Origin of the sequence: Enterobacter chuandaensis (assembly GCF_003594915.1) — a bacterium.
Taxonomy (GTDB): domain Bacteria; phylum Pseudomonadota; class Gammaproteobacteria; order Enterobacterales; family Enterobacteriaceae; genus Enterobacter; species Enterobacter chuandaensis.
In genome coordinates, this window is sequence record NZ_QZCS01000001.1 from 308,765 (window position 1) to 333,148 (window position 24,384).

A 24,384-nucleotide genomic window follows, 5' to 3' on the forward strand; every position below is an offset into this window, starting at 1 on the left:
GACTATCTGGTTTGCTCACATATCGGGGCTAAAAACTGGAACAGCTCGCGGGATGACCAGAACCTGTGGTCATAACCGCGAACGGGCACAACAGGCATCAACGCATTGCAGATAACAACTTCATCGGCGGACAGCAGCGCCTCTTCCTTTGCGTTTACTTCGACAACGCGAAAGCCCGCATGTGCCAGCTGTTGCAAACAAAACTGACGCATGATGCCGTTAACCCCAGCCTGTTCCAGCGAAGGCGTGAATACGTCACGGCCCTTTCGCCAGAGTAAATTAGCCGCACAGCATTCCGTAATGAACCCTTCGCTGTCAAGGACTAGCGCCTCATCGGCGTCCGTCTGTTCAAGATGAGTACGAATAAGCACCTGTTCAAGGCGGTTAAGATGTTTTATTCCGGCGAGCATTGGATTTCGCCCCAGCCGTACCGGGCTCAGCGTCAGCGTCACCCCCTCTTCACGCCAGCGCGCATAGTGAGCAGGATACGCTGATACGGAAACAATCCGCGTGGGATGCTGACAGGCAGAACCGCTATACCCTCGCCCGCCGCTGCCGCGGCTGAGGATAACTTTTAAGACACCGTTTGTTTTATCTGCCGCCAGCCGACGCATCTCGCGCTCCAGAATGTCCCACTGCGTGAAGGGGATCAATAACGTCTCACAGGCTTTTTGTAAACGACGGATATGGGCGTCAAGCAGGCACACGCCGCCATCGAGAATACGCGCAGTGGTGAAACAGCCATCGCCGAACTGGGTCGCCCTGTCGCTTGCCGGCAGCATTTCTTGCTCAACGCCATTAATGAGAAACATGGTGGCTCCTTATGCGTGGTGGCTCAGTCTGGCAGGATGTTAAAAGCCGGACAAGGGGATTCTCCCTAATAAAAAAGGCCCGGCAAGCGGACCTTTTTTTATAGCTTTCGGGCAGTCAGGCTCAGACCTTTTTGAAGATCAGAGAACCATTCGTGCCGCCAAAGCCGAAGGAGTTACACAGGGTGTACTCCATACCGCTAACCTGACGCGCTTCGTGCGGAACGAAGTCCAGATCGCAACCTTCATCCGGGTTATCCAGGTTAATGGTTGGCGGTACAGCCTGATCGCGCAGCGCAAGGATAGAGTAGATTGACTCTACGGCACCCGCCGCACCCAGCAGGTGACCGGTCATGGATTTCGTGGAGCTGACCATTACGCGGCTCGCCGATTCGCCGAAGATAGACTTAACCGCCTGCGCTTCTGCTTTATCGCCTGCAGGCGTAGAAGTGCCGTGCGCGTTAACGTAGCCAATCTGTGCCGGGGTAATACCCGCATCACGGATCGCATTTTCCATCGCCAGCGCAGCACCCGCGCCGTTCTCCGGAGGAGACGTCATATGGTAAGCATCGCTGCTCATACCAAAGCCAACGACTTCAGCATAAATTTTCGCGCCACGTTTTTTCGCATGTTCGTACTCTTCCAGTACGATCATGCCCGCACCGTCGCCCAGCACGAAGCCATCGCGATCTTTATCCCACGGACGGCTCGCCGCCTGAGGATTATCGTTACGGGTAGACAGCGCACGCGCCGCGCCGAAGCCACCGACACCGAGCGGGGTACTGGCTTTTTCAGCACCGCCCGCAACCATAGCATCTGCATCGCCGTACGCAATGATGCGCGCGGCCTGGCCGATGTTATGTACGCCAGACGTACATGCGGTAGCGATAGAAATGCTTGGCCCACGCAGACCGAACATAATGGTCAGGTGACCTGCCACCATGTTAACAATCGTGGACGGAACAAAGAACGGGCTGATCTTACGCGGTCCGCCATTCATCAGCGATGTATGGTTTTCCTCGATCAGGCCAAGACCGCCAATCCCGGAGCCGATAGCGGCGCCGATACGGGTTGCGTTCTCTTCCGTTATTTCAAGGCCAGAATCCTGCATGGCCTGAACGCCAGCGACAATTCCATATTGAATGAAGGCATCCATCTTGCGCTGTTCTTTGCGCGAGATGATCTCTTCACAGTTAAAATCCTTTACTAAGCCAGCAAATTTCGTTGCATAGGCGCTAGTATCGAAATGGTCGATTAGGCTGATGCCGCTCTGACCGGCAAGGAGAGCTTTCCAGGTGGACTCTACGGTATTGCCGACAGGAGACAACATGCCAAGTCCGGTCACAACTACACGACGCTTAGACACGTTTGTCCTCCAGGGAGGGATAAAAAAAGAGATTCGTGGGACTAAAAAAGATAAAACTCAGGCGGTCGAATGACCGCCTGGAGATGTTCACTTACGCCTGGTGGCCGTTGATGTAATCAATGGCAGCCTGAACGGTGGTGATTTTCTCAGCTTCTTCGTCCGGAATCTCAGTATCAAACTCTTCTTCCAGAGCCATTACCAGCTCAACGGTGTCAAGAGAATCTGCGCCCAGGTCTTCAACGAAGGAAGCGGAGTTCACAACTTCTTCCTGCTTAACGCCCAGCTGTTCGCCGATAATTTTCTTAACGCGTTCTTCGATAGTGCTCATACTCTTAAATTTCCTATCAAAACTCGCTTTCGCGATGGTTTTCGTAGTGTATAAAATGTTGAAAAATTTGCAACTAAATCCCGGCAGGTCTTACCACGATTTTACGTTATTTTGAGGCCATTCGCCCTAATAACGCAAATATTTTCGATCGTGATTAAACCATGTACATCCCGCCGTTGACGTGGAGGGTCTCACCAGTGATGTAACCCGCTTCGTCAGAGGCTAAAAATGCAACCGCACTGGCGATTTCTTTAGGGTCGCCAAGACGACCCGCCGGAACTGCCGCCAGTGTACCCGCACGCTGATCATCGGTCAGCGCACGCGTCATGTCCGTTTCAATAAAGCCCGGAGCAACAACGTTTACAGTAATACCGCGGGACGCGACTTCACGCGCCAGCGACTTACTGAAACCGATCAGACCTGCTTTCGCCGCAGCGTAGTTAGCCTGACCAGCATTTCCCATGGTACCAACCACAGAACCAACAGTGATAATACGACCATGACGCTTTTTCATCATAGCGCGCATTACCGCTTTTGACAGACGGAATACAGATGACAGGTTGGTTTCGATAATATCGTTCCACTCATCATCTTTCATTCGCATCAGAAGGTTGTCGCGAGTGATCCCGGCATTATTGACCAGAATATCCACTTCGCCAAACTCTGCGCGAATATTTTCCAGAACAGATTCGATAGATGCAGGTTCGGTCACATTCAGTACCAGACCTTTACCGTTCGCACCCAGATACTCGCTGATGGCCTGAGCGCCCTTCTCGCTGGTTGCTGTACCAATCACTTTCGCGCCGCGCGCAACCAGTGTTTCAGCAATTGCGCGCCCGATACCGCGGCTTGCGCCAGTGACCAGGGCGATTTTTCCTTCAAAACTCATGGTATTCCTCTTTTATTGCGAGAGTGCCGCTGACATCGCTTCCGGCTCGTTAATCGCCGAGGCAGTCAGGGTGTCAACAATACGTTTAGTCAGACCGGTGAGGACTTTACCAGGCCCAACTTCATACAGGTGCTCAACGCCCTGAGCGGCCATAAACTCAACGGTTTTGGTCCACTGTACCGGGCTGTAGAGCTGGCGAACCAGTGCGTCACGGATGGCTTCCGGCGCGGTTTCGCATTTCACATCGACGTTATTCACAACGGAAATTGTCGGTGCGTTAAAGGTAATTTTTTCCAGCTCAGCCGCCAGTTTCTCGGCAGCGGGCTTCATCAGTGCGCAGTGAGACGGTACGCTGACCGGCAGCGGCAGGGCGCGTTTTGCGCCAGCAGCTTTACAGGCGGCACCGGCACGCTCAACCGCTTCTTTATGACCAGCAATAACAACCTGGCCCGGCGAGTTGAAGTTAACCGGAGAAACCACCTGACCTTCAGCGGCGTCTTCACACGCTTTTGCAATCGCGGCATCATCAAGGCCGATGATGGCAGACATGCCACCCGTACCTTCTGGCACCGCTTCCTGCATGAATTTACCGCGCAGTTCCACCAGGCGCACCGCGTCCGCAAACGCGATCACACCGGCACACACCAGCGCAGAATATTCACCCAGGCTATGGCCCGCGAGCAGCGCAGGCGCTTTACCGCCCTGCTGTTGCCATACGCGCCACAGTGCAACGGATGCAGTCAGCAGCGCTGGCTGAGTCTGCCAGGTTTTGTTCAGCTCTTCGGCCGGACCCTGTTGGGTCAGCGCCCACAGATCATAACCCAGCGCGTCAGAGGCTTCACGAAAAGTCTCTTCAATTACCGGGTAGTTTGCTGCCATTTCAGACAACATCCCAACGGTTTGAGAACCCTGGCCCGGGAACACAAAAGCAAATTGCGTCATTTTTTATTCCTTATCCTAGAAACGAACCAGCGCGGAACCCCAGGTGAACCCGCCACCGAAGGCTTCAAGCAAGACCAGCTGGCCCCGTTTGATTCGTCCATCGCGTACCGCTTCATCAAATGCGCACGGTACCGACGCCGCAGAGGTGTTGCCATGACGATCCAGCGTCACCACAACGTTATCCATCGACATGCCCAGCTTTTTAGCGGTGGCACTGATGATACGCAGGTTCGCCTGATGCGGCACCAGCCAGTCCAGCGCGGTGCGTTCAAGGTTGTTCGCTTCCAGCGTCTCATCAACAATGTGCGCAAGCTCGGTCACCGCCACTTTGAACACCTCGTTACCCGCCATGGTCAGGTAGATGGAGCTGTCCGGATTAACGCGATCGGCGTTAGGCAGCGTTAGCAGCTCGCCGTAGCGACCATCGGCATGGAGATGCGTGGAGATGATACCCGGCTCTTCGGACTGCCCCAGCAGCACCGCACCGGCACCATCACCGAAAATAATGATCGTTCCGCGATCGGTTGGATCGCAGGTACGCGCCAGCACGTCAGCACCGATGACCAGCGCATATTTGACGGAGCCAGATTTAACATACTGATCGGCAATGCTCAGCGCGTAGGTGAAGCCTGCGCACGCGGCGGCAACGTCAAACGCCGGGCAGCCTTTAATACCGAGCATGTTCTGCACCTGGCACGCCGCACTTGGGAAAGCATGCGTGGCAGACGTCGTGGCGACCACGATCAAACCAATCTCTTCTTTATCGATGCCCGCCATTTCGATAGCACGCTGTGCGGCTTCGTAACCCATGGTGGACACGGTTTCGTCTGGCGCGGCGATACGACGTTCACGGATACCTGTGCGCGTGACAATCCACTCGTCAGACGTATCTACCATTTTTTCAAGATCGGCGTTGGTACGCACTTGTTTTGGCAGGTAGCTGCCGGTACCTAAAATCTTCGTATACATGTACGCTCAGTCACTTTTAGCTAATACAGATTCCAGGCGAGCGGCAATCCGCTGAGGGACTTGTCGCTGCACCGCCTGCACTGCCTGTTCAATGGCGACAGAAAATGCTCGCTGATTGGCGGCCCCATGACTCTTAATCACGATGCCGCGCAATCCTAACAGACAGGCGCCATTATACTGGTCGGGGTTGAGGTGACTGAATCGCCGCGTCAGGCTTTTTTGTAACCAACGCTTCAATAAAATCAACCACCAGGCGCTTTTTTTGCCTTCTCCCTGAGATTTCAGCAGAGAGAGGAACATGCGCACGACCCCTTCCATGGTCTTCAACGTTACGTTTCCGGTGAAGCCATCGCACACCAGAACATCCGTTTTTCCCGTCAGCAACTCATTGGCTTCGAGATAACCAATATAGTTGATGGAGGGAACCTGTTTGAGCAATTCAGCAGCTTCGCGAATGCTGTCCAGGCCTTTGGTCTCTTCTTCACCAATATTCAATAACGCAACGCGGGGATTGTTGATCCCGACCACGTCTTCTGCCAGCACCGACCCCATCACGGCGAACTGGGCCAGCATGGTACTATCACAATCCACGTTAGCGCCCAAATCGAGCACCACCGTCTTCCCCTTCTGCTGGTGCGGCAACACCGTCACCAGCGCCGGACGCTCAATGCCTTCAATCGGCTTGAGCAATAATTTCGACAGCCCCATCAGCGCACCGGTATTTCCGGCGCTGACGCAAGCCTGCGCTCGCCCTTCTTTTACCAGCTCCAGCGCGATGCGCATAGAGCTGCCGCGGCTATTGCGAATAGCCTGCGAGGGGCGCGCATCACTGGCAATAACTGACTGCGCAGGAATAATCTGCAGACGCGAACGTTGTTCAAAGTCAGCTTTTGCAAGTAATGGCGTGATTGTGTCGGGATTGCCGACTAAAAGAAGTGTGAGTTGCGAATTAGAATTCAGTGCCTGCAATGCTGCAGGCACTGTCACGGAAGGGCCAAAATCTCCCCCCATGACATCTAACGCCAGGGTTAGACGTGTCAAGGTATCGTCGCAGCCTGGTTCGGTAACTTCCCCGTTTGCACGGGGAAATCCTCACTAAGCCTAATCACGCTTTCGCGCGATTACTTAGTGATAACCTTGCGGCCGCGGTAGAAACCGTCAGCGGTGATGTGGTGACGCAGGTGTTTCTCACCAGAAGTCTTGTCTACAGACAGGCTGGTAACTGCGGTCAGCGCGTCATGGGAACGACGCATGCCACGTTTGGAACGGGTTGGTTTATTCTGTTGTACGGCCATGGACCTTACTCCTCAATTACTTACGCTTTAAGCTGGCTAATACGGCAAATGGGTTTGGTTTTTGCGCTTCATCAGGCAGTTCCCCAAAGACCATGTCCGCCTCGGACACTTCACAGTGTTCAGAATCATGCACCGGAACCACTGGCAAGGAGAGGATGATTTCATCTTCAACCAGAGCCAGAAGATCGATTTCACCGAATTCGTTAACCTCAATCGGCTCATACGCTTCCGGGAGTGCTTCAGCCTGTTCGTCAGAACGAACCGGACTGAAACAATACGTTGTGTGAACATGCTGTACAAACGGTTTCCCGCAACGCTGACACTCGAGCGTTACCGTTACCTTTGCATCACCGGTTAAAACGGCGAGACGCTGGTTGTCGATAGCGAACGACATGGAGCATTCTACATCACTGTCCACACTGACTACGGATTCGGCAATACGCTCAGCCTGATCGGAAGTATAGATACCTTCGTAATCGAGGCGTTTCTGAGCCGTACGAACCGGATCAAGAGTCAGGGGTAATTTTACCTTTTGCATAGGGCGCGCATATTAACTTTGTAACGTCATAGAGTCAAAGAAAAAGGCAACCAGAGCTGCCTTTTGCCAATTATTCGCACACATTGCGGCCTGTAGTTTAAAATGGCTGGCATCGATACGCTATATCTGGTGATAAAAATATGCCAAATCTCGTACTTGCTTCCACTTCTCCCTACCGTCGAATGTTGCTGGAAAAGCTCGGGATCCCGTTTGAATGTGCCGCGCCGGACGTTGATGAGACGCCGCAGCCGGGTGAATCGCCGCGTCATCTGGTGACGCGTCTCGCTAAGGAGAAAGCGCAATCGCTGGCCGCACGTTATCCTGCACATTTGATTATAGGCTCCGATCAGGTTTGCGTGCTGGACGGCGAAATCACCGGCAAGCCCCATACGGAAGAGAACGCCTGCCAGCAGCTTCTGCGCGCGCGGGGCACTATCGTGACCTTTTACACCGGCCTGGCGCTCTATAACGCCGCCACTGGCCATCTGCAAACCGAATGCGAGCCGTTCGACGTACACTTCCGCCACCTCAGCGAGCAAGAGATTATGGATTACGTGCGCCGGGAGCGTCCGCTGAACTGCGCAGGGAGCTTTAAAAGTGAAGGATTGGGGATTGCGCTGTTTGACAAGCTGGATGGGCGAGACCCGAATACGCTGGTGGGGCTGCCATTGATTGCGCTGTGCCAGATGTTAAGAAGAGAAGAATGTAATCCGCTGTCCATGTGACTTTCGCCCAGCGGCGCTTCACTTGCATGGCCTACGGGTTTCGTAGGCCGGGTAAGCGCAGCGCCACCCGGCACATAATCAGCCGCGCAGAACCTTAAGACAGCGTTTCAACTGCTCATCCAGCGGCGCTTCAATACGGATGATTTCACCGGTATTAGGATGGGTAAACTTCAGCGCGGCCGCATGCAGGAACAGACGCGACAGGCCCGTACCGGCCAGCTGTTTATCAAATTCGCGGTCGCCGTAGCGGTCATCAAACGCAATCGGATGGCCCGCAAACTGCGTATGGACGCGAATCTGGTGGGTACGTCCCGTCACCGGGCTGCAGCGCACCAGCGTAGCAAACTCGTAGCGCTCTTCAACCTTAAAGCGCGTCTCAGACGGTTTCCCTTCCTGGCTCACGCGAACAATGCGCTCGCCGCTTTGCAGAATGTTCTTCAACAGCGGCGCCTGCACCACCTTCACGTGGGACTGCCACTGACCGCGCACCAGCGCCAGATAATCTTTCTGCATCCCTTTTTCACGCAGTTGCTCATGCAAAGAACGCAGCGCGGAACGCTTTTTCGCCACCAGCAGCACGCCGGAGGTATCCCGGTCGAGACGATGCACCAGTTCAAGGAAACGGGCTTCCGGGCGCAGCGCACGCAGCCCTTCTATCACGCCAAAGCTCAGGCCGCTGCCGCCGTGTACGGCTGTCCCTGACGGTTTGTTCAGCACAAGGATATAGTCATCTTCATAAAGAATGACGTCACTCAGCGCGGCAACTTTTTGCAGCTTCGGCGAAACCACCTCTTCTTCACGTTCAGCCACGCGCACCGGCGGGATACGCACTTCATCACCGGCTTCGAGCTTATACTCAGGCTTCACGCGTTTTTTATTCACCCGCACCTCGCCCTTACGCAAGATGCGATAAATCATGCTCTTCGGCACACCCTTCAGCTGGGTGCGCAGGAAGTTATCGATGCGTTGCCCCGCGTAGTCATCCGCGATAGCAACCATTTTTACGGCTGGAGTCTCTGTTTTCATGGTTGGCGATTCTAAATATCGTCAGCCATTAGCGCCACTCATTTTTCTATGCTTATATTTACTTTTATCCGGCCTGCGCCCCGTTTCACGCAATCGATTTGGTGGTTATTAAACCAATCACCACCTTGAGGTGAAGAAACTGTGAGTAACCGGGTGATAATTGGTAAAAGTCATCTTGCTATAACCCGGCGAGCAGTGGAATAATGAGGCTGTTTTCCGCGTTAAATCCGGGTTTTGTAAGGATGTCGACGGAATGACCAATTTTGTCTGACCGATCATCCACGCAGCAATGGCGTAAGACGTATTGATCTTTCAGGCAGTTAGCGGGCTGCGGGTTGCAGTACTTCCCGGTATAAGGATTGTTTTCTGGAGAGTTCTACCCAGGCAATTCCCCTGATAATTGCGCTGTGTTTCCGTATGAAATACAGGCAACCGACACTCTGCGCCTCTTAAGCGAGCGACAACCGTGAGGTTGGCGACGTGAACAGACACGAGGCCATCGGTTCATACCCCGGAAAGCGTCACCTTGCCCGCAGCTTTGTCGTCAATGTAAGAATAACGAGTAAGTTACGATGAAAAGAATGTTAATCAACGCAACTCAGCAAGAAGAGTTGCGTGTCGCCCTTGTGGATGGGCAGCGCCTGTACGATCTGGATATCGAAAGTCCTGGACACGAACAGAAAAAAGCGAACATTTACAAAGGTAAAATCACCCGCATTGAACCAAGCCTTGAAGCTGCATTTGTTGATTACGGTGCTGAGCGTCATGGTTTCCTCCCTCTGAAAGAAATCGCCCGCGAATATTTCCCTGCAAACTACAACGCCCATGGCCGCCCAAACATCAAAGATGTTCTGCGTGAAGGTCAGGAAGTTATCGTTCAGATTGATAAAGAAGAGCGCGGCAACAAAGGTGCCGCACTGACCACCTTTATCAGCCTGGCGGGGAGCTATCTGGTGCTGATGCCAAACAACCCTCGCGCGGGTGGCATCTCTCGCCGTATCGAAGGTGATGACCGTACCGAGCTGAAAGAAGCGCTGGCAAGCCTTGAGCTGCCGGATGGCATGGGGCTTATCGTGCGTACCGCGGGCGTGGGCAAATCTGCCGAAGCGCTGCAGTGGGACCTGAGCTTCCGTCTGAAGCACTGGGAAGCTATCCAGAAAGCCGCAGAAAGCCGCCCTGCTCCGTTCCTGATCCACCAGGAAAGCAACGTTATCGTGCGTGCCTTCCGTGATTACCTGCGTCAGGACATCGGTGAGATTCTAATCGATAACCCGAAAGTGCTTGAGCTGGCTCGCCAGCACATCGCCGCGTTGGGTCGTCCGGATTTCACCAGCAAAATTAAGCTGTACACCGGTGAAATCCCGCTGTTCAGCCATTATCAGATCGAATCCCAGATTGAGTCGGCCTTCCAGCGTGAAGTGCGCCTCCCGTCTGGCGGTTCTATCGTTATCGATACCACTGAAGCGCTGACCGCTATTGACATCAACTCCGCGCGTGCAACTCGCGGCGGCGACATCGAAGAGACGGCCTTCAACACCAACCTGGAAGCCGCTGATGAAATCGCCCGCCAGCTCCGCCTGCGCGACCTGGGCGGTCTGATTGTTATCGACTTCATTGACATGACGCCTGTTCGCCACCAGCGTGCGGTTGAAAACCGTCTGCGCGAAGCGGTGCGTCAGGATCGCGCGCGTATCCAGATTAGCCATATCTCGCGCTTTGGCCTGCTGGAGATGTCCCGCCAGCGTCTGAGCCCGTCGCTGGGTGAGTCCAGCCATCACGTCTGCCCGCGCTGCTCCGGCACCGGTACCGTGCGTGATAACGAATCTCTGTCCCTCTCCATCCTGCGTCTGATTGAAGAAGAAGCGCTGAAAGAGAACACCAAAGAGGTTCACGCGATTGTGCCTGTGCCAATTGCGTCTTATCTGCTGAACGAAAAACGTGCAGCGGTAAGTGCCATTGAAGCGCGTCAGGGCGGCGTTCGCTGCATCATCGTGCCAAACGACCAGATGGAAACCCCGCACTATCACGTGCTGCGTGTCCGTAAAGGCGAAGAAACCAGCACTCTCAGCTACCTGCTGCCGAAACTGCATGAAGAAGAGATGGCGCTGCCTTCCGATGAAGAACCTGCCGAGCGCAAACTGCCAGAGCAGCCTGCATTAGCAACCTTCATCATGCCAGAAGCACCACCGGAAGCGGCGCTGGAAAAACCGGCAGCCAAACCGGCGGCACAGAAACCAGAAGTCGCGGCAGCCAAAGCCCAGCCTGCGCAACCGGGTCTGCTGAGCCGCTTCTTCGGCGCGCTGAAGAAGATGTTTGCTGGCGAAGAAGTGCAGCCAGAGCAGCCGAAAGAAGAACCAAAAGCCACCAAGCCTGAACGTCAGCAGGACCGTCGTAAGCGTCAGAACAACCGCCGCGACCGTAATGATCGTAACGATCGTAATGACCGCAGCGAGCGTCGTGATAGCCGTTCTGAGAATAACGAAGGCCGTGAGCAACGCGAAGACAATCGTCGCAACCGTCGCGAGAAACAACAGCAGAATGTTGAGGATCGTGAAATTCGCCAGCAGGCGGGCGATGAGTCTGAGAAGAGCAAACAGCGCGACGAGCAGCAGCCACGTCGCGAACGCAACCGTCGTCGTAACGACGAGAAGCGTCAGGCGCAGCAGGAAGTTAAAAATCTGAACCGCGAAGCGCCTGCCGAGCAGCAGGACGGCGAGCAGGAAGAGCGTACTCAGGTGATGCCACGCCGTAAGCAGCGCCAGCTGGCACAGAAAGTGCGCATCGGCTCTGCTCAGGCAGAAGAAACCGTAGTGGTAGCGGCAGAAGCGACAGAAACCGCAACGGGTACCCAGGTTGCGAAAGTTGACCTGCCAGCCGTAGTGGAAACTCACGTTGAGCAGGATGAAAACGGTGAAAACCGTGACAACGCGGGTATGCCGCGTCGCTCCCGCCGCTCTCCGCGTCATCTGCGCGTGAGTGGCCAGCGTCGTCGTCGCTACCGTGACGAGCGTTACCCGACGCAGTCCCCAATGCCAATGACCGTGGCGTGCGCGTCACCTGAAATGGCATCCGGTAAAGTCTGGATCCGTTATCCGGTTGCTCGCCCGGAGCAGGCTGTTGAAGAACAGGCTGTGGCTGAAGAGGTGATTGCACCAGCAGTAGTGGTAGAAAAAGTCGAGACTCAAGCAGCAACCGTGGTTGAACCTCAGGTTGTAGAAGCTGAAGCACCTCATGCAGTAGAAGTGGAAACCACCCATCCAGAAGTGATTGCCGCGCCGGTTGATGCCGCACCGCAGCTTATTGCCGAAGAAGATGCCGTGGTGGCTGAGGAAGTCGCTGAAGAAGCTGAACCTGTAGCAGCAGTGGAAGAAACTGCTGAAACCATCGTTGAAACAACGACCGAAGAGGTTGTTCAGGACGTTGAGATTCAGGTTGAGCCTGTTGTTGAAGACGTGAAAGCGCCGGAAGTGAAACCAGAGCCGGTTAAGGTTGCTGCCGCGCCTGCTCACGTTGCGACAGCGCCAATGACTCGCGCTCCTGCGCCTGAGTATGTGCCTGAAGCGCCGCGTCACAGCGACTGGGTTCGCCCGGAATTCAACTTCGATGGTAAAGGTGCTGCCGGTGGCCACAGTGCTACGCACAAGGCGACTGCACCAGCAACCCGTCCGCAGTCAGTTGAATAACGTACGTTAAGTCAAAAAGCCGACCTTCGGGTCGGCTTTTTTTATGGTTGCTGCACGGGCTTTCTCATCCCGGTGACCTCTGGCATTATCTGCCGCATCAACTCCAGAAAACGCCGCAAACGCGCCGGATAATACCGGGACCAGGGGTAAACCAGATGCACCGGTAACGCCGAAGGCTGCCACTCCGGCAGCAAATGCACCAGCCGACCTTCCTGAATATCATCCTGTACCGTCCAGCTGGATACCACCGCCACGCCAAGACCGGTGAGTGCCGTATTGCGTGCGACATACAGACTGTCGGTACTCAGGCGGGGGGTAATCGCCACTCGCACGGTGGCTGACGATGCATCGTGAAAAAGCTCCACATGACGCTGGTAGAAAGAGCTGATGGCAATCCAGGGGAGCTGCTGCAGATCTTCCGGTGTGTTAACCGTCGGAAAACGGTCCAGCAATGCCGGAGAAGCCACCACCGAGCGCGGCACTTCGGCCAGCAGCACGGAGACGGTCGCCGGATCGACCTCCACCCCCACCCGTATAGCGCAGTCAAGGTTATCGCCGAGGAAGTCAGCCGACCGATCGTTGAGCATCCACTCAATCGAGAGCTGCGGGTAGCGCTGCAAAAATTCGGTTAACGGTTTCAGAAGCTGATCCTGACCAAACGCGTGCGGGGCGCGCACCCGCAGTACGCCTACCGGTTCGTCTTCCGTGTGCCCCACCTCATCTTCAAGCGCCAACCAGCTGTCAATCACCCGACGGGCATGCTGATAGCAGCGCTCACCGTCATCCGTCAGCCGCGTCGTGTGGGTGGTGCGCAAAAGCAGGCGCACGCCGAGCATTGTCTCAAGCGACTGCAACCGCCGGCTCACCGTGGCCTGGGTTGTTGCCAGCTGCCGTGCCGCCGCAGAGAGTGACCCTGCCTCAACAATACGGACAAACGTCCGCATCAGCTCCACCCTGTCTATACGCTCAGCTCTTTTCATCGCATTTTCACTTATACGTTCAACGTATAAGCGTTTTACCACCAGGCCCGCTACCGCCGCAAGGCGTAGTGATAAAAAATAGCCACACACGATGAATGAGGAACATCTTATGAACACAACAACCGCCGCCCATGCCGTAAGCCGCTGGGTCATCTTAATGCTGGCGCTCGGTGCGGGCTTCAGCGTGGCATCCATCTATTATGCCCAGCCGCTGCTGCCGCTGATGGGCGCAGACCTTCACCTGAGCATCGAAGGAATGGGCATGGTCCCGACGCTTACCCAGGCGGGATATGCCCTGGGGATCCTGTTCCTGCTGCCGCTCGGCGACCGCCACGACCGCAGAACATTGATTCTGTTTAAAAGTGCGGCCCTGGCGCTGTTCCTGCTGGGCTGTAGCCTGACCGGACAGATCCACTCTCTGCTGCTGGCAAGTTTGCTCATCGGCATGGCCGCCACCATGGCGCAGGATATTGTCCCGGCTGCGGCGATCCTTGCACCGGAAGGCAAACAGGGGAAAACCGTGGGTACGGTGATGACCGGTCTGCTGCTGGGCATTTTGCTCTCCAGAACCGTCAGCGGCGTGGTGGGCGAAGCGTTTGGCTGGCGCGTGATGTACCAGCTGGCCGCGGCGAGTATTGCCTTTATCGGCGTGGTGATGTGGGTCGTACTCCCTCGTTTCGCCATTCACTCCACGCTGAGCTATCCCGCTCTGCTGCGCTCCATGGAACATCTGTGGCGTCGTTATCCCGCTCTGCGCCGTGCCGCGCTGGCACAGGGTTTTCTGTCGATAGCCTTTAGCGCCTTCTGGTCTACCCTTGCGGTCATGCTGCTGGAACGCTATCACCTCGGGAGTGCCGTCGCCGGTGGTTTTGGTATCGCAGGTGCAGCCGGTGCGTTAGCAGCTCCACTGGCGGGCGGCCTGGCGGATAAGCTGGGTGCCGGAAAAGTCACACAGCTTGGTGCCGTCCTCGTGACCGTTTCGTTTGCCCTGATGTTCCTGATGCCCGCCCTGGGGGTTCACGGACAGCTGATCCTGATTGCCGTCTCTGCCATCGGCTTCGATCTGGGCCTCCAGTCCAGCCTGGTCGCGCACCAGAATCTGGTCTACAGCCTTGAACCACAGGCGCGGGGTCGCCTGAACGCCCTGCTCTTTACGGTGATCTTTATCGGCATGGCGCTGGGTTCCGCGTTGGGCAGCAATATTTACACGCTGGCTGGCTGGACGGGTGTGGTGGCGCTGGCAACGGTCTGCGGCATCATTGCGCTGGCAATCCGTATGATTGAAAGCGCGCGCGTCGCCTCAGCACCAGCAGAAATGGCGTAAAAAAATGCCCAATCCAGACGGATTGGGCAGTAAAACATGCCCAGTTTCAAGACATGTTCCAAGAGGTCAAGATGTTATTTGTTCAGCTGGAACAGAGACATGCCCTGCATATCGCTAAACGCTTTATAAGAGGCCTGCAGAGCCGCCTGCTGCATGGTGTAAGAGGAAATCGCTTCGTTCCAGTCCACGTCCACCAGGTCGCTCATCTGCTTAGTCTGACCCAGCGCGCGGTCGTCACCCAGGGTATCGAGTTTTTCCAGCTCGTTCAGCTTGGTACCCACATCCGCAACGACCGTCAGGACGTTGTTCTGCGCGTTTTTAATACCGATCTGCGCGTTGGAAATCACCTGGCCTTGCGCGGCGGCCGCGGCCGGATCGTTCTCAATCGGCGTCTTCAGCGAAGCAATGGCGGAATCAAGGATTTTAAACATGTTGGTATCGCCATAGCCCCCGCCCGGCAGCTCTTCCGCATTACTGGTAATGCTCTCGAAGATCTGCTGGCCGGTATGGCTGATCGCCATATTTCGCGCCGTATCGACCTGCTGAGTGATCGCCTCAGCGCCGCCATTGTAGGTGCCGCTCACGGCATCAAACGGAGCGCTCTCGGTCTTGTAACCCGCAAAGATAAAGCGACCATTGCCATCCGTCGTGTTAGCCAGGTTCATCAGCTGATCGCGGATCCCCTGAATATCGGTCGCCAGAGAGAGACGGTCGTCATCGCTTAAGGTGCCGTTTGACGCGTAAACCAGCTTCTCACGCACGCTTGATAACGCCGTGTTCACCTGGGTCAGCACGTTATCTTCCAGCGACACTTTTTGCGTGGCAAAGGTGCGCGCTAACGCGAACTGGCTGTTTTGAGACTGAGATTGCGACAGAACAATAGACTGTGAAGCCGCGATAGGATCGTCCGACGGACGGTTAACGCGCTTGCCGGTGGACATTTGTTCACCATAGCTCAGCCATCTGCTCTGGGAATCGGTGATCCCGCGCATGTTCTGCTCATACATCATCTGGGTGCTAATACGCATTTTTCACCTCAACCTTAACGAATGTTGATAATTGCATCGAAGAGCGTACTGGCAGTCTGAAGCACCTGCGCGTTGGCGAGGTAATACTGCTGATAACGCTGCAGGTTGCCATACTCTTCGTCGAGGTTTACCCCGGAGATGGTCTGCTGCTGCTTAATTAACTGCGTTTCCACATTGGCTTTCGTCTGGCTGCTTACCTTCAGTGAAGCGGTGGTGCTCCCCACGGTGCTCACCAGCGAGGCGTAGGCATCGTTGAAGGTTTTGTTTCCGCCAACCACTTTGCTGTTTTGCAGATCCAGCATTTTCTGCCCGTTGCGGTTGTCGCTCTCACCGCCGTTCTGCACCGAGGCCATGGCCAGTTTGGACTCGTCGCTGATGGACAGTTCCATGTTCATGATGACGTCGGACACAGGCTTCACGGTAAAGCTGTCTTTGGCGTTAGCCGAACCGCTGACGTTCACGTTGAGACCGTCAAACGACAGATTGCCGCTGGCATCCGGGCTCATCGTAAAGCTGGTCTTGTCCGACGTGCGGGTGATGGTCCAGTCGGTGCCGTTAAACTGCAGCTTATAATCCGTTGCCTGAACTTTGGTGCTGTCCGCAACGGTGGCATTGACGACAGCCGTGCCGCTATTTTTGCTGTTGGAAAGCACAGCCGGAGAACCAAAGCCGAACAGTTTACCGCCCGCATCGCCGTTCGCATCAAAACCGGCCTCATGCTGCTTATTCATTGCGTCAGCAAACGCCAGCGCCATCTGGTTCAGGGTGTTACGAGCCTTGTCCAGATCTTCCGCGCGGAAGGTGAGCAAACCACCTAACGAACCGGTGGTGATCATCTTTTCCGGGATCTCGACATTACCCGCAACCTCATCGACGTAGGCGATAGTGGTACGGGAAGGATCGGCGCTGGACTTCACGGCAGCCAGCTGGTTAGCTTTGCTGCCCTGCACCAGGCTGTAGCCGTTGCCGAAAGAGATGTTAAACGTGCCGCTATCCTGAACCGAAACTTCCACACCCACGATTTTGTTCAGCTCGTTGACGAGCTGATCGCGCTGGTCGAGCAGATCGTTAGGTGATGCGCCCGCGCCGACGCCGGTGAGGCGGGAAATCTGATCGTTCAGATTGGCAATCTGTTTGGCATAGTTGTTGATCTGCGAAACGCTGGTCCCGATCGCCGTATTCACCTGCGTATCCTGATCGCGGAGATACTGATCGTTGGTTTTGAACTGATTGACCAGGCCGCCCGCTTTTCCCAGCACCGTCTGACGTGCAGCCGGGTCTTCCGCGTTGCTCACCAGCGTTTGCAGGCTTTTAAAGAAATCCTGCAGGGTGGTGGAAAGGGAATTGGTGGTATCGGAGAGCACATCGTCAATTTTTGACATTTGCTGATAGCGCGTCGTCAGGCCGCTGCTCTGGGTCTGCGCGGCGCGCAGCTGGTTGGTGATGAAAGCGTCATATTCACGCTGGACACCGGAGACATACACCCCGTTACCCACCCAGCCACCGCCGGTCAGCGTGCTGTTAGATGCACCCAGCACCGTCGTCTGGCGGGTGTAACCTGCCACGTTATAGCTTGAAATATTATTACTGACGGTATTGAGTGCCGACTGCGCGGCACTGAGGCCACTCATGGCGCTGTTAATCAAACTGGACATGGGGGTTCCTTTTATACGTTCAGACACGAGTCCTGATGAAGGTTATCGGCAACCTCCACCGGGACTTGAGAACTTTCAGAACAGATTTTCGATATCTGTGCTATAGGCTTTGCTGACCTTCTCGCCCATGGATTTCAGCTGCTGGATCATGCTGGTGAGCTTGCGCGCGTAGTTCGGGTCGGTCGCGTAGCCCGCGTTTTGCAGTGCCTGAGCGCCCTGCTCCGCCGTTGCCGCCTGCGTAACGGCGGTATAACGCGGATTTCGGCTCAGCAGACCCACATAATCCGACAACGCTTCCAGATAAGAGCTGTAAACGCGGAATTTGGCTTTCACCTTCACCGCCGCGCCGTTCTCGTATTCCGTGGTCGTGATCTCGGTGGTCGGCCCCTTCCAGCTGGAGGTGGCCTTCACGCCGAAGATGTTGAAGCTCGGGTCGCCGTTTTCCTTGCGGATCTGGCGCTGGCCCCAGCCCGACTCAAGCGCGGCCTGGGCCAGAATCAGGTGGTGAGGCACGCCGCTCTGTTCACTGGCCAGTCGCGCAGGCAGAGAAAGCTGCGCCAGGAAGTCTTTGCTGTCACCGGAAAGCGCCTCATCGCCGCCGCCGGTTGCCTTCGGTATCGCTTTACGCACCATCTGCGTCAGCGCCTGGTTCTGATAACTGGTCACCGTTTCCAGGTCGAACTTCATCGGCACCTGCTGCGGCTGAGCTTCTGGCGCAATACCCTGTGCGGCGGCGGTCTGTTTGACAATCATGTCAGCCAGACCGAGGCCTTTACCGGCGGTCATCTGCTGCGCAATCTGCTGGTCATACATGCTGGTGTAAAGACGCGTTGAATCGCTGCTGAACATTCCGTCTTTCGGCAGGGTTTCACGCATGCTTTTCAGCATCATCTGTACAAACATCCCTTCCACCTGGCGGGCAACCGGGCGGATATTCGCCGCCGGGTCTTTGCCTGCTTTGGATTTCAGTTCGTTCAGCGACTGGGCGTCCCAGGCGGCACTGGTCAACAGTTTGCTATCGGTCAGCATCAGATGATTTCCAGTTTGGCGCGCAGGCAGCCCGCGCTTTGCATGGATTGCAGAATCGACATCAGATCCATCGGCGTGGCACCCAGCGCGTTCAGGGCGCGCACCACGCTGTTCAGGTTGGCGCTGGAGCGCACGCTCTGCAGGGAACCGCCGCTCTGACGCAAATCAATCTGCGTTTGCGGCGTCACCACCGTCTGGCCACCGCCAAACGGCGTGTCAGGCTGGCTGACGTTGGCAGAACGGTTAACCGTCACCGACAGGTTACCCTGCGCCACGGCGCAGCTATCCAGCGACACTTCCCGGTTCATCACTACCGATCCCGTACGGGAGTTGATGATCACTTTGGCATCCTGCACCGAGACGTTCACTTCCATATTCTGGATATCTGCCAGCATGCGCACCTGGTTGCTGCTGCCAGTCGAGGTGCGGATCTGCACGGTACGCGCATCCAGCGCCGTCGCATTACCGTAGCCGCGGTTGCGGTTGATGGTGTCCGCAATCTGCTGCGCCATCGTGAAGTCTTCATTATTCAGCTGCAGGTTGATGGTGTTGCTCGCACCAAACTGAGTCGGCAGTTCACGCTCGATGATCGCACCGTTGGTGATGCGCCCGCCGTTCAGCTGGTTCACCTGCACGCTGCTTCCGCCAGCGGATGCGCCTGCACCGCCAACCAGAATGTTGCCCTGCGCCAGCGCGTAGACCTGGCTGTCGACGCCTTTCAGCGGGGTCATCAGCAGCGTACCGCCGCGCAGGCTTTTGGCGTTACCCATTGAAGAGACCACCACGTCAATGGTCTGCCCCTGGCGCGCAAACGCCGGGTAGGACGCAGTAACCATTACCGCGGCCACGTTTTTCAGCTGCATGTTAGTTCCCGCCGGCACGGTAATGCCGAGCTGGGAAAGCATGTTGTTTAAGCTTTGTGTGGTAAACGGCGTCTGGGTCGTCTGGTCACCCGTGCCGTCCAGCCCCACGACCAGGCCATACCCAATCAGCGAGTTTTCGCGAACGCCCTGGACGCTGGTAAGATCGCGAATGCGGTCGGCCTGGGCAAACGTTGCAACAAGAACCAGCGCCGCGGCGAAGATCGATTTAAACATGGGTCACCTCGCTTACATCGGCGATAAATTAAGGAAGAAGCGCTGCAGCCAACCCATATTCTGCGCTTCATTAATGTAGCCGTTACCGACGTACTCAATGCGCGCATCCGCCACCTGCGTGGACGGAACGGTGTTGGTGCCGCTGATGGTGCGTGGATTCACCACGCCCGAGAAGCGAATGAATTCAGTGCCCTGGTTAATGGCGATCTGTTTTTCACCCACGACGTGTAAATTGCCGTTAACCAGCACCTGGTCAACCGTGACCGTCAGCGTACCGCTGAAGGTGTTGCTGGCGTTCGCGCCACCTTTACCGTTAAAGGTGTTGCCGCCGGAGGCCTCAACATCCGCACGGGCATTGCCGAACAGGCCCTGCAGATAGCGTGGAACGGTGTCGAAGCCAAAATTGGTTTTGCCATCGCGGCTGGCGTTCGCTGACGAGCTCTTGCTCGCGCTGACGTTTTCCTGCAGCACAATGGTCAGTGTATCGCCAACATTACGCGGGCGGCGATCTTCAAACAGCGGCTGATAACCGTAGTTAATCGGCTGCGCGGTCTGGAAAATGGAGCCGTTAACAACTGGCGCAGGGCCAGGAACGGGTTGGGCAGTCGTCGCACCCTGGACCAATGGTTTAGACGGGATCAAGGCACACCCGCTGAGGGTGACAGCCAGAACAGTCAATATCGGATAACGAAACGCCGCGTTTTTTTGCATTGCCTTCATCTTCGAAAACAGGGAGCCGGTGCGGCGTTTACCGCACCGGGCTACACCTTAGAGTTGCGTCAGTTTCTGCAGCATCTGATCGGTCGTCGAGACTGCTTTACTGTTAATTTCATACGCGCGCTGGACCTGGATCATATTCACCAGCTCTTCCGCCACGTTCACGTTGGAGGTTTCGACATACCCCTGATACAGCAGACCCGCACCGTTCAGGCCTGGCGTGCTTTCATTTGGCGTACCGGAGGATTGCGTTTCGGTGTAGAGGTTCTCACCAATGCTCTCCAGACCGGTATCGTTCATGAAGGTGGTCAGGTTGAGCTGTCCGACCTGAACCGGCGCGGCCTGCCCCTGCTGGGTCACGCTCACGATGCCGTCACGGCCGATGGTAATGCTCAGGGCGTTCGCCGGAATGGTGATCGCAGGTTGAACCTGGAAACCGCCCGCCGTCACCAGCTGACCGTTCTGATCGACCTGGAAGGAACCGTCACGGGTGTAGGCAGAGGTCCCGTCAGGCAGCTGTACCTGGAAGAAGCCCTGGCCTTTGATCGCCACGTCTTTGCTGTTGTTGGTCTGAGACAGGTTGCCCTGGCTGTGCAGACGCTCGGTCGCCACCGGGCGAACGCCGGTACCGATCTGCAGGCCTGACGGCAGCGTCGTCTGTTCAGATGACTGCGCGCCCGGCTGACGGATGGTTTGATAAAGCAAATCTTCGAAAACGGCACGCTGACGCTTGAAACCATTGGTGCTCACGTTTGCCAGGTTGTTGGCAATCACGTCCATGTTGGTTTGCTGCGCGTCCAGGCCAGTTTTCGCGATCCATAAAGAACTGATCATAAAGAGTCCTGTTAACTCATCGACAGAAGTTGGTTAGCCTTGCCCGCGTTTTCGTCCACGCTGCTGATGATCTTCATCTGCATTTCAAAACGACGGGCGCTGGCGATCATGTCGCTCATGGCGGCTACCGGCTTAACGTTGCTGCCTTCCAGAACGCCGGACATCACGCGGATGCTCGGATCGGCCTGTAATGTAGCACCACGGGTGGCCTGAGCGGCCTGGGTCAGACGGAACATGCCGTCATCGCCACGCTGCACCTCTTTGCCTTCCGCTTTGACCAGCTTCAGACGCCCGACGGGGGCAACGGTGTTGGCCGGATCGCCCGGGTTCAGCGCCGAAATGGTACCGTCCGCAGCGATGGTCAGCTCAGAGCCTTCCGGCACGGTCAGCGGGCCCGCTTCTCCCATCACCGGATGGCCCTGAATCGTCAGCTGGCCGGTGGCGCTGACCTGGATATTCCCGTTTCGGGTATATCCTTCACCGCCGTCGGCGGTCTGCACCGCCAGCCAGCCGTCCTGCTGCAGGGCAACGTCCAGCGGGCGTGAGGTGTAATCCATCTGCCCTGGCGTCATATCTGCGCCAGGGGTGGATGCCGCCACCAGCGTACGGGTCGGCAGGGAGAGCCCTTCCACCGGCACCGCACGCAGCGCATTCAGCTGCGCGCGAAAACCCGGCGTCGAGGCGTTTGCCAGGTTGCTGGCGGTAACAGCCTGCTGGTTGAGCGTCTGACTTGCCGCGCCCATCGCGGTATATATTGCGTGATCCATTGCGCTTTCCTGTTAGCCGCTTAACGCAGGTTAACCAGCGTGTTGAGGATCTGGTCCTGAGTCTTGATGGTCTGCGCGTTAGACTGATAGTTACGCTGCGCGACAATCATGTTCACCAGTTCTTTACTCAGGTCCACGTTAGAGGCTTCCAGCGCGCCGTTGGTCAGCGTGCCGAAGTTACCGGTTCCCGCCGTACCCAGCAGCGCCACGCCGGAGGACTGGGTAGCCGACCAGACGTTATCGCCTTCAGATTTCAGACCTTCGTTGTTGGCAAAGTTTGCCAGCACGATCTGGCCCAGCACCTGAGTCTGCTCGTTGGAGTAGTTCCCGACGACGGTGCCGTCATCGTTAATCTGATAGCTCACCAGGTCGCCCGGCTTGAAGCCGTTCTGATTGGTCGCCACGATATTGTTCGCACCGGTGTTCTGCTGCATGGAGTTAGCAAAACTCATCGCGAAGGTCGCCGGGTCCGCACCCGGGATAGTCTCGGTAGTGATGTTGATGTTTCCACCACCAATCAACGTACCGTTATTATCGAAGGTCAAGGTAGTGGCCACTGCCGCCGTGCTGCCTGCTACGCTGCCGTCCTGGGCATACACTTTCCAGGAGTTAGCCGGGGTCGCATCTTTGACGTAAAACAGGTTCATGTTGTGCGCATTACCCTGGCTATCAAAGACGGTTACCGTACCTTTTTTGTTGTAGGTATCCGGGTTGGCCGGATCGAAGGCTGCGGTTGGTGCGGCATCGGTAGAGTTGAGGTTAATCTGCTGGGAAGCCGTGGTGGTGGACTTCGCGGCCATCAGCGTGGTCGGGATATTAATCGCCTGTGGATTCGCACCGGTCTGGACCGTTGATGGCGTCCCGGCAACCGGATAACCCGTTAATTGCATCCCCTGCATGTTCACCAGGTTACGGTTTTCGTCCAGCTTGAACTGGCCGTTACGGCTGTAGAATACCGAGCCGTTTGCATCGACCATGCGGAAGAAACCGTTCTGGCTGATGGCAACGTCCAGACCACGACCGGTGTTGGTAGTCGTGCCGTCGGTAAAGTCCTGAGTGATGCCAGCAACTTTTACGCCCAGCCCCACTTTGGAACCGGCAAACATGTCTGCAAAGGATGCAGAACCGGATTTAAAACCATAGGTCGCGGAGTTGGCGATGTTGTTGCCAATGACGTCCAGGTTGGTGGCCGCAGCATTCAGGCCGCTGACCGCTTGAGAAAAGGCCATGACTTACTCCTGATAAGTGTTAAGGCTTAGATAATCTGCCGAACTTCGTCGAGTGTGGTGGTACCCGAGGTACCCAAATCCAGTTTGTTGCCGTCGCCCCCTTTAATCACGCCCTGAACCAGCGCGAACTGCAGCGGCTGCGCCACCAGCTGGGTCGTCCCGTTGCTGGCGCTAATCGCGACTTTGTAGGAGCCATTTGGTGCTTTCGTGCCGTCGGTCAGGCTGCCATCCCAGGTAAAGGTGTGAACGCCCGCTTTCAGCTCGCCAATTTCAATGGTGCGTACTACCACGTTGTTGGCATCCGTGATCGTTGCGGTAACCTTGTCAGCCGGTTGTTGCAACTCAACGCCGAACGGCGTTGTGGTGGTGGTCGACGTACCGTCGGTGGTGCTGGTGCCCGCCAGGATCGTGGTTCCCGGGATCATCACCCCGTGACCAATCAGGCTTGCCGCCTGCAGAGACTGGGCGCTGTTAATCTGGCCGGAGACGGAACCGAGGGTCGTGTTCAGTTTCTCAATGCCGCTCACGGTACTGATCTGCGCAAGCTGCGTGGTCAGTTCGTTGTTCTGCATTGGGTTCGTGGGATCCTGATTCTTAAGCTGCGCCACCAGCAGGGTCAGAAAGCTGCTCTGCAGATCGGAGGCATTGCTTCCCGTCAGGGAGCTGGAATTCGTCGAACTTTTGGTGTTGTTAACACCCGAGTTCGTCGGATCATTCACATTTACGGCGATGGACATGCATGTCTCCTTTACTGGCCGAGAGTGAGTGTTTTGAGCATCATGCTCTTCACGGTATTAAGCACTTCGACGTTCGCCTGGTAGCTACGGGATGCCGACATGGAGTTCACCATCTCACCTACCACGTCCACGTTGGGCATCTTCACGTATCCGTTAGCGTCCGCGAGCGGGTTACCGGGCTCGTAGACCAGCTTGTCCGGCGCCTGGCTCTCAACCACATCAGACACCTTCACGCCGCCCGTTGCCGCGCCTGGCGCAGCATCAACCTGAAACACAACCTGTTTGGCACGATAAGGCTGTCCATCAGGTCCGGTCACGCTGTCGGCGTTCGCCAGGTTACTGGCCGCCACGTTCAGACGTTTGGACTGGGCGGTTAACGCCGAGCCGGCGATATCAAAAATATTCAGCAAGGCCATT

General features: G+C 56.2%; 24 protein-coding genes. 3 read left to right on the forward strand and 21 right to left on the reverse strand.

The window, feature by feature from the left end; all coding sequences use genetic code 11:
- Positions 1-2: 2 nt before the first annotated feature.
- From pabC to yceD, 9 genes are all read right to left on the reverse strand, one after another.
- Positions 3-812 (reverse strand): aminodeoxychorismate lyase, encoded by an 810-nt coding sequence (gene pabC, locus D5066_RS01580; RefSeq protein WP_119914845.1) that lies wholly within the window; start codon positions 810-812, stop codon positions 3-5.
- Positions 813-933: 121 nt separating this feature from the next.
- Entirely contained in the window at positions 934-2,175 is a 1,242-nt protein-coding gene (gene fabF, locus D5066_RS01585) for a beta-ketoacyl-ACP synthase II (protein ID WP_032653212.1), read from the reverse strand.
- 91 nt (positions 2,176-2,266) lie between these two features.
- Positions 2,267-2,503, reverse strand: a complete 237-nt coding sequence (gene acpP / locus D5066_RS01590) for an acyl carrier protein (RefSeq protein ID WP_003857954.1) — start codon at positions 2,501-2,503, stop codon at positions 2,267-2,269.
- A 154-nt stretch (positions 2,504-2,657) separates the two neighbouring features.
- Positions 2,658-3,392, reverse strand: coding sequence for a 3-oxoacyl-ACP reductase FabG (fabG, locus tag D5066_RS01595; RefSeq protein ID WP_080327518.1), 735 nt, complete (start codon positions 3,390-3,392; stop codon positions 2,658-2,660).
- A gap of 12 nt (positions 3,393-3,404) precedes the next feature.
- Entirely contained in the window at positions 3,405-4,334 is a 930-nt protein-coding gene (gene fabD, locus D5066_RS01600; RefSeq protein ID WP_119914846.1) for an ACP S-malonyltransferase, read from the reverse strand.
- A gap of 15 nt (positions 4,335-4,349) precedes the next feature.
- A complete protein-coding gene (locus tag D5066_RS01605) occupies positions 4,350-5,303 on the reverse strand; it encodes a beta-ketoacyl-ACP synthase III (RefSeq protein ID WP_041910515.1) in 954 nt (317 codons plus the stop codon).
- A gap of 6 nt (positions 5,304-5,309) precedes the next feature.
- The gene (gene plsX, locus D5066_RS01610; RefSeq protein ID WP_080327519.1) at positions 5,310-6,344 is read right to left on the reverse strand and encodes a phosphate acyltransferase PlsX; all 1,035 of its coding nucleotides are present in this window, start codon (positions 6,342-6,344) and stop codon (positions 5,310-5,312) included.
- A gap of 80 nt (positions 6,345-6,424) precedes the next feature.
- A complete protein-coding gene (rpmF, locus tag D5066_RS01615) occupies positions 6,425-6,598 on the reverse strand; it encodes a 50S ribosomal protein L32 (RefSeq protein WP_003857964.1) in 174 nt (57 codons plus the stop codon).
- Between the two features lie 16 nt (positions 6,599-6,614).
- A complete protein-coding gene (gene yceD / locus D5066_RS01620; RefSeq protein ID WP_021240759.1) occupies positions 6,615-7,136 on the reverse strand; it encodes a 23S rRNA accumulation protein YceD in 522 nt (173 codons plus the stop codon).
- 140 nt (positions 7,137-7,276) lie between these two features.
- Between yceD and D5066_RS01625 the strand changes: the two genes are divergently transcribed.
- Entirely contained in the window at positions 7,277-7,861 is a 585-nt protein-coding gene (locus tag D5066_RS01625) for a Maf family protein (protein WP_119914847.1), read from the forward strand.
- Between the two features lie 78 nt (positions 7,862-7,939).
- Here the strand turns inward: D5066_RS01625 and rluC are convergent, their stop codons facing one another.
- Positions 7,940-8,887, reverse strand: coding sequence for a 23S rRNA pseudouridine(955/2504/2580) synthase RluC (gene rluC, locus D5066_RS01630; RefSeq protein WP_080327521.1), 948 nt, complete (start codon positions 8,885-8,887; stop codon positions 7,940-7,942).
- 572 nt (positions 8,888-9,459) lie between these two features.
- Between rluC and rne the strand changes: the two genes are divergently transcribed.
- Positions 9,460-12,570: a ribonuclease E gene (gene rne, locus D5066_RS01640; protein ID WP_119914848.1), complete on the forward strand. Its 3,111-nt coding sequence runs from the start codon at positions 9,460-9,462 to the stop codon at positions 12,568-12,570.
- 41 nt (positions 12,571-12,611) lie between these two features.
- On the opposite strand, the gene D5066_RS01645 is transcribed toward rne, so the two are convergent.
- Positions 12,612-13,514: a LysR family transcriptional regulator gene (locus D5066_RS01645; protein ID WP_419179103.1), complete on the reverse strand. Its 903-nt coding sequence runs from the start codon at positions 13,512-13,514 to the stop codon at positions 12,612-12,614.
- Positions 13,515-13,659: 145 nt separating this feature from the next.
- Here D5066_RS01645 and D5066_RS01650 point away from each other — a divergent pair, with 145 nt between their 5' ends.
- On the forward strand, positions 13,660-14,874 hold the full coding sequence (locus D5066_RS01650; protein WP_119914850.1) for an MFS transporter: 1,215 nt from the start codon (positions 13,660-13,662) through the stop codon (positions 14,872-14,874).
- 74 nt (positions 14,875-14,948) lie between these two features.
- Here the strand turns inward: D5066_RS01650 and flgL are convergent, their stop codons facing one another.
- From flgL to flgC, 10 genes are all read right to left on the reverse strand, one after another.
- Positions 14,949-15,902 carry a flagellar hook-associated protein FlgL gene (gene flgL / locus D5066_RS01655; protein WP_080327525.1) on the reverse strand — a complete coding sequence of 318 codons (954 nt, stop codon included), beginning with the start codon at positions 15,900-15,902 and terminating at the stop codon, positions 14,949-14,951.
- Positions 15,903-15,916: 14 nt separating this feature from the next.
- On the reverse strand, positions 15,917-17,557 hold the full coding sequence (gene flgK, locus D5066_RS01660) for a flagellar hook-associated protein FlgK (RefSeq protein ID WP_080327526.1): 1,641 nt from the start codon (positions 17,555-17,557) through the stop codon (positions 15,917-15,919).
- A 75-nt stretch (positions 17,558-17,632) separates the two neighbouring features.
- A complete protein-coding gene (gene flgJ, locus D5066_RS01665) occupies positions 17,633-18,586 on the reverse strand; it encodes a flagellar assembly peptidoglycan hydrolase FlgJ (RefSeq protein WP_119914851.1) in 954 nt (317 codons plus the stop codon).
- On the reverse strand, positions 18,586-19,683 hold the full coding sequence (locus D5066_RS01670) for a flagellar basal body P-ring protein FlgI (RefSeq protein WP_080327528.1): 1,098 nt from the start codon (positions 19,681-19,683) through the stop codon (positions 18,586-18,588). The genes flgJ and D5066_RS01670 overlap by 1 nt, the downstream gene beginning before the upstream one ends.
- A gap of 12 nt (positions 19,684-19,695) precedes the next feature.
- Entirely contained in the window at positions 19,696-20,394 is a 699-nt protein-coding gene (gene flgH / locus D5066_RS01675) for a flagellar basal body L-ring protein FlgH (RefSeq protein ID WP_023311139.1), read from the reverse strand.
- A 57-nt stretch (positions 20,395-20,451) separates the two neighbouring features.
- The gene (flgG, locus tag D5066_RS01680; protein ID WP_000625853.1) at positions 20,452-21,234 is read right to left on the reverse strand and encodes a flagellar basal-body rod protein FlgG; all 783 of its coding nucleotides are present in this window, start codon (positions 21,232-21,234) and stop codon (positions 20,452-20,454) included.
- Positions 21,235-21,245: 11 nt separating this feature from the next.
- Positions 21,246-22,001, reverse strand: a complete 756-nt coding sequence (locus tag D5066_RS01685) for a flagellar basal body rod protein FlgF (protein ID WP_045281249.1) — start codon at positions 21,999-22,001, stop codon at positions 21,246-21,248.
- Positions 22,002-22,021: 20 nt separating this feature from the next.
- On the reverse strand, positions 22,022-23,230 hold the full coding sequence (gene flgE, locus D5066_RS01690) for a flagellar hook protein FlgE (RefSeq protein WP_119914852.1): 1,209 nt from the start codon (positions 23,228-23,230) through the stop codon (positions 22,022-22,024).
- Between the two features lie 26 nt (positions 23,231-23,256).
- Positions 23,257-23,967 (reverse strand): flagellar hook assembly protein FlgD, encoded by a 711-nt coding sequence (flgD, locus tag D5066_RS01695; protein ID WP_080327530.1) that lies wholly within the window; start codon positions 23,965-23,967, stop codon positions 23,257-23,259.
- An 11-nt stretch (positions 23,968-23,978) separates the two neighbouring features.
- Positions 23,979-24,383 (reverse strand): flagellar basal body rod protein FlgC, encoded by a 405-nt coding sequence (gene flgC / locus D5066_RS01700; protein ID WP_013097138.1) that lies wholly within the window; start codon positions 24,381-24,383, stop codon positions 23,979-23,981.
- Position 24,384 lies beyond the last annotated feature (1 nt).

What these genes read in the sequence shown, in the direction of transcription:
- pabC (WP_119914845.1), bottom strand. Translation starts at nt 812, where the DNA reads ATGTTTCTCATTAATGGCGTTGAGCAAGAAATGCTGCCGGCAAGCGAC.
- acpP (WP_003857954.1), bottom strand. Translation starts at nt 2,503, where the DNA reads ATGAGCACTATCGAAGAACGCGTTAAGAAAATTATCGGCGAACAGCTG.
- fabG (WP_080327518.1), bottom strand. Translation starts at nt 3,392, where the DNA reads ATGAGTTTTGAAGGAAAAATCGCCCTGGTCACTGGCGCAAGCCGCGGT.
- fabD (WP_119914846.1), bottom strand. Translation starts at nt 4,334, where the DNA reads ATGACGCAATTTGCTTTTGTGTTCCCGGGCCAGGGTTCTCAAACCGTT.
- D5066_RS01605 (WP_041910515.1), bottom strand. Translation starts at nt 5,303, where the DNA reads ATGTATACGAAGATTTTAGGTACCGGCAGCTACCTGCCAAAACAAGTG.
- rpmF (WP_003857964.1), bottom strand. Translation starts at nt 6,598, where the DNA reads ATGGCCGTACAACAGAATAAACCAACCCGTTCCAAACGTGGCATGCGT.
- yceD (WP_021240759.1), bottom strand. Translation starts at nt 7,136, where the DNA reads ATGCAAAAGGTAAAATTACCCCTGACTCTTGATCCGGTTCGTACGGCT.
- D5066_RS01625 (WP_119914847.1), top strand. Translation starts at nt 7,277, where the DNA reads ATGCCAAATCTCGTACTTGCTTCCACTTCTCCCTACCGTCGAATGTTG.
- rluC (WP_080327521.1), bottom strand. Translation starts at nt 8,887, where the DNA reads ATGAAAACAGAGACTCCAGCCGTAAAAATGGTTGCTATCGCGGATGAC.
- rne (WP_119914848.1), top strand. Translation starts at nt 9,460, where the DNA reads ATGAAAAGAATGTTAATCAACGCAACTCAGCAAGAAGAGTTGCGTGTC.
- D5066_RS01645 (WP_419179103.1), bottom strand. Translation starts at nt 13,514, where the DNA reads ATGCGGACGTTTGTCCGTATTGTTGAGGCAGGGTCACTCTCTGCGGCG.
- D5066_RS01650 (WP_119914850.1), top strand. Translation starts at nt 13,660, where the DNA reads ATGAACACAACAACCGCCGCCCATGCCGTAAGCCGCTGGGTCATCTTA.
- flgL (WP_080327525.1), bottom strand. Translation starts at nt 15,902, where the DNA reads ATGCGTATTAGCACCCAGATGATGTATGAGCAGAACATGCGCGGGATC.
- flgK (WP_080327526.1), bottom strand. Translation starts at nt 17,557, where the DNA reads ATGTCCAGTTTGATTAACAGCGCCATGAGTGGCCTCAGTGCCGCGCAG.
- flgJ (WP_119914851.1), bottom strand. Translation starts at nt 18,586, where the DNA reads ATGCTGACCGATAGCAAACTGTTGACCAGTGCCGCCTGGGACGCCCAG.
- D5066_RS01670 (WP_080327528.1), bottom strand. Translation starts at nt 19,683, where the DNA reads ATGTTTAAATCGATCTTCGCCGCGGCGCTGGTTCTTGTTGCAACGTTT.
- flgH (WP_023311139.1), bottom strand. Translation starts at nt 20,394, where the DNA reads ATGCAAAAAAACGCGGCGTTTCGTTATCCGATATTGACTGTTCTGGCT.
- flgG (WP_000625853.1), bottom strand. Translation starts at nt 21,234, where the DNA reads ATGATCAGTTCTTTATGGATCGCGAAAACTGGCCTGGACGCGCAGCAA.
- D5066_RS01685 (WP_045281249.1), bottom strand. Translation starts at nt 22,001, where the DNA reads ATGGATCACGCAATATATACCGCGATGGGCGCGGCAAGTCAGACGCTC.
- flgE (WP_119914852.1), bottom strand. Translation starts at nt 23,230, where the DNA reads ATGGCCTTTTCTCAAGCGGTCAGCGGCCTGAATGCTGCGGCCACCAAC.
- flgD (WP_080327530.1), bottom strand. Translation starts at nt 23,967, where the DNA reads ATGTCCATCGCCGTAAATGTGAATGATCCGACGAACTCGGGTGTTAAC.
- flgC (WP_013097138.1), bottom strand. Translation starts at nt 24,383, where the DNA reads ATGGCCTTGCTGAATATTTTTGATATCGCCGGCTCGGCGTTAACCGCC.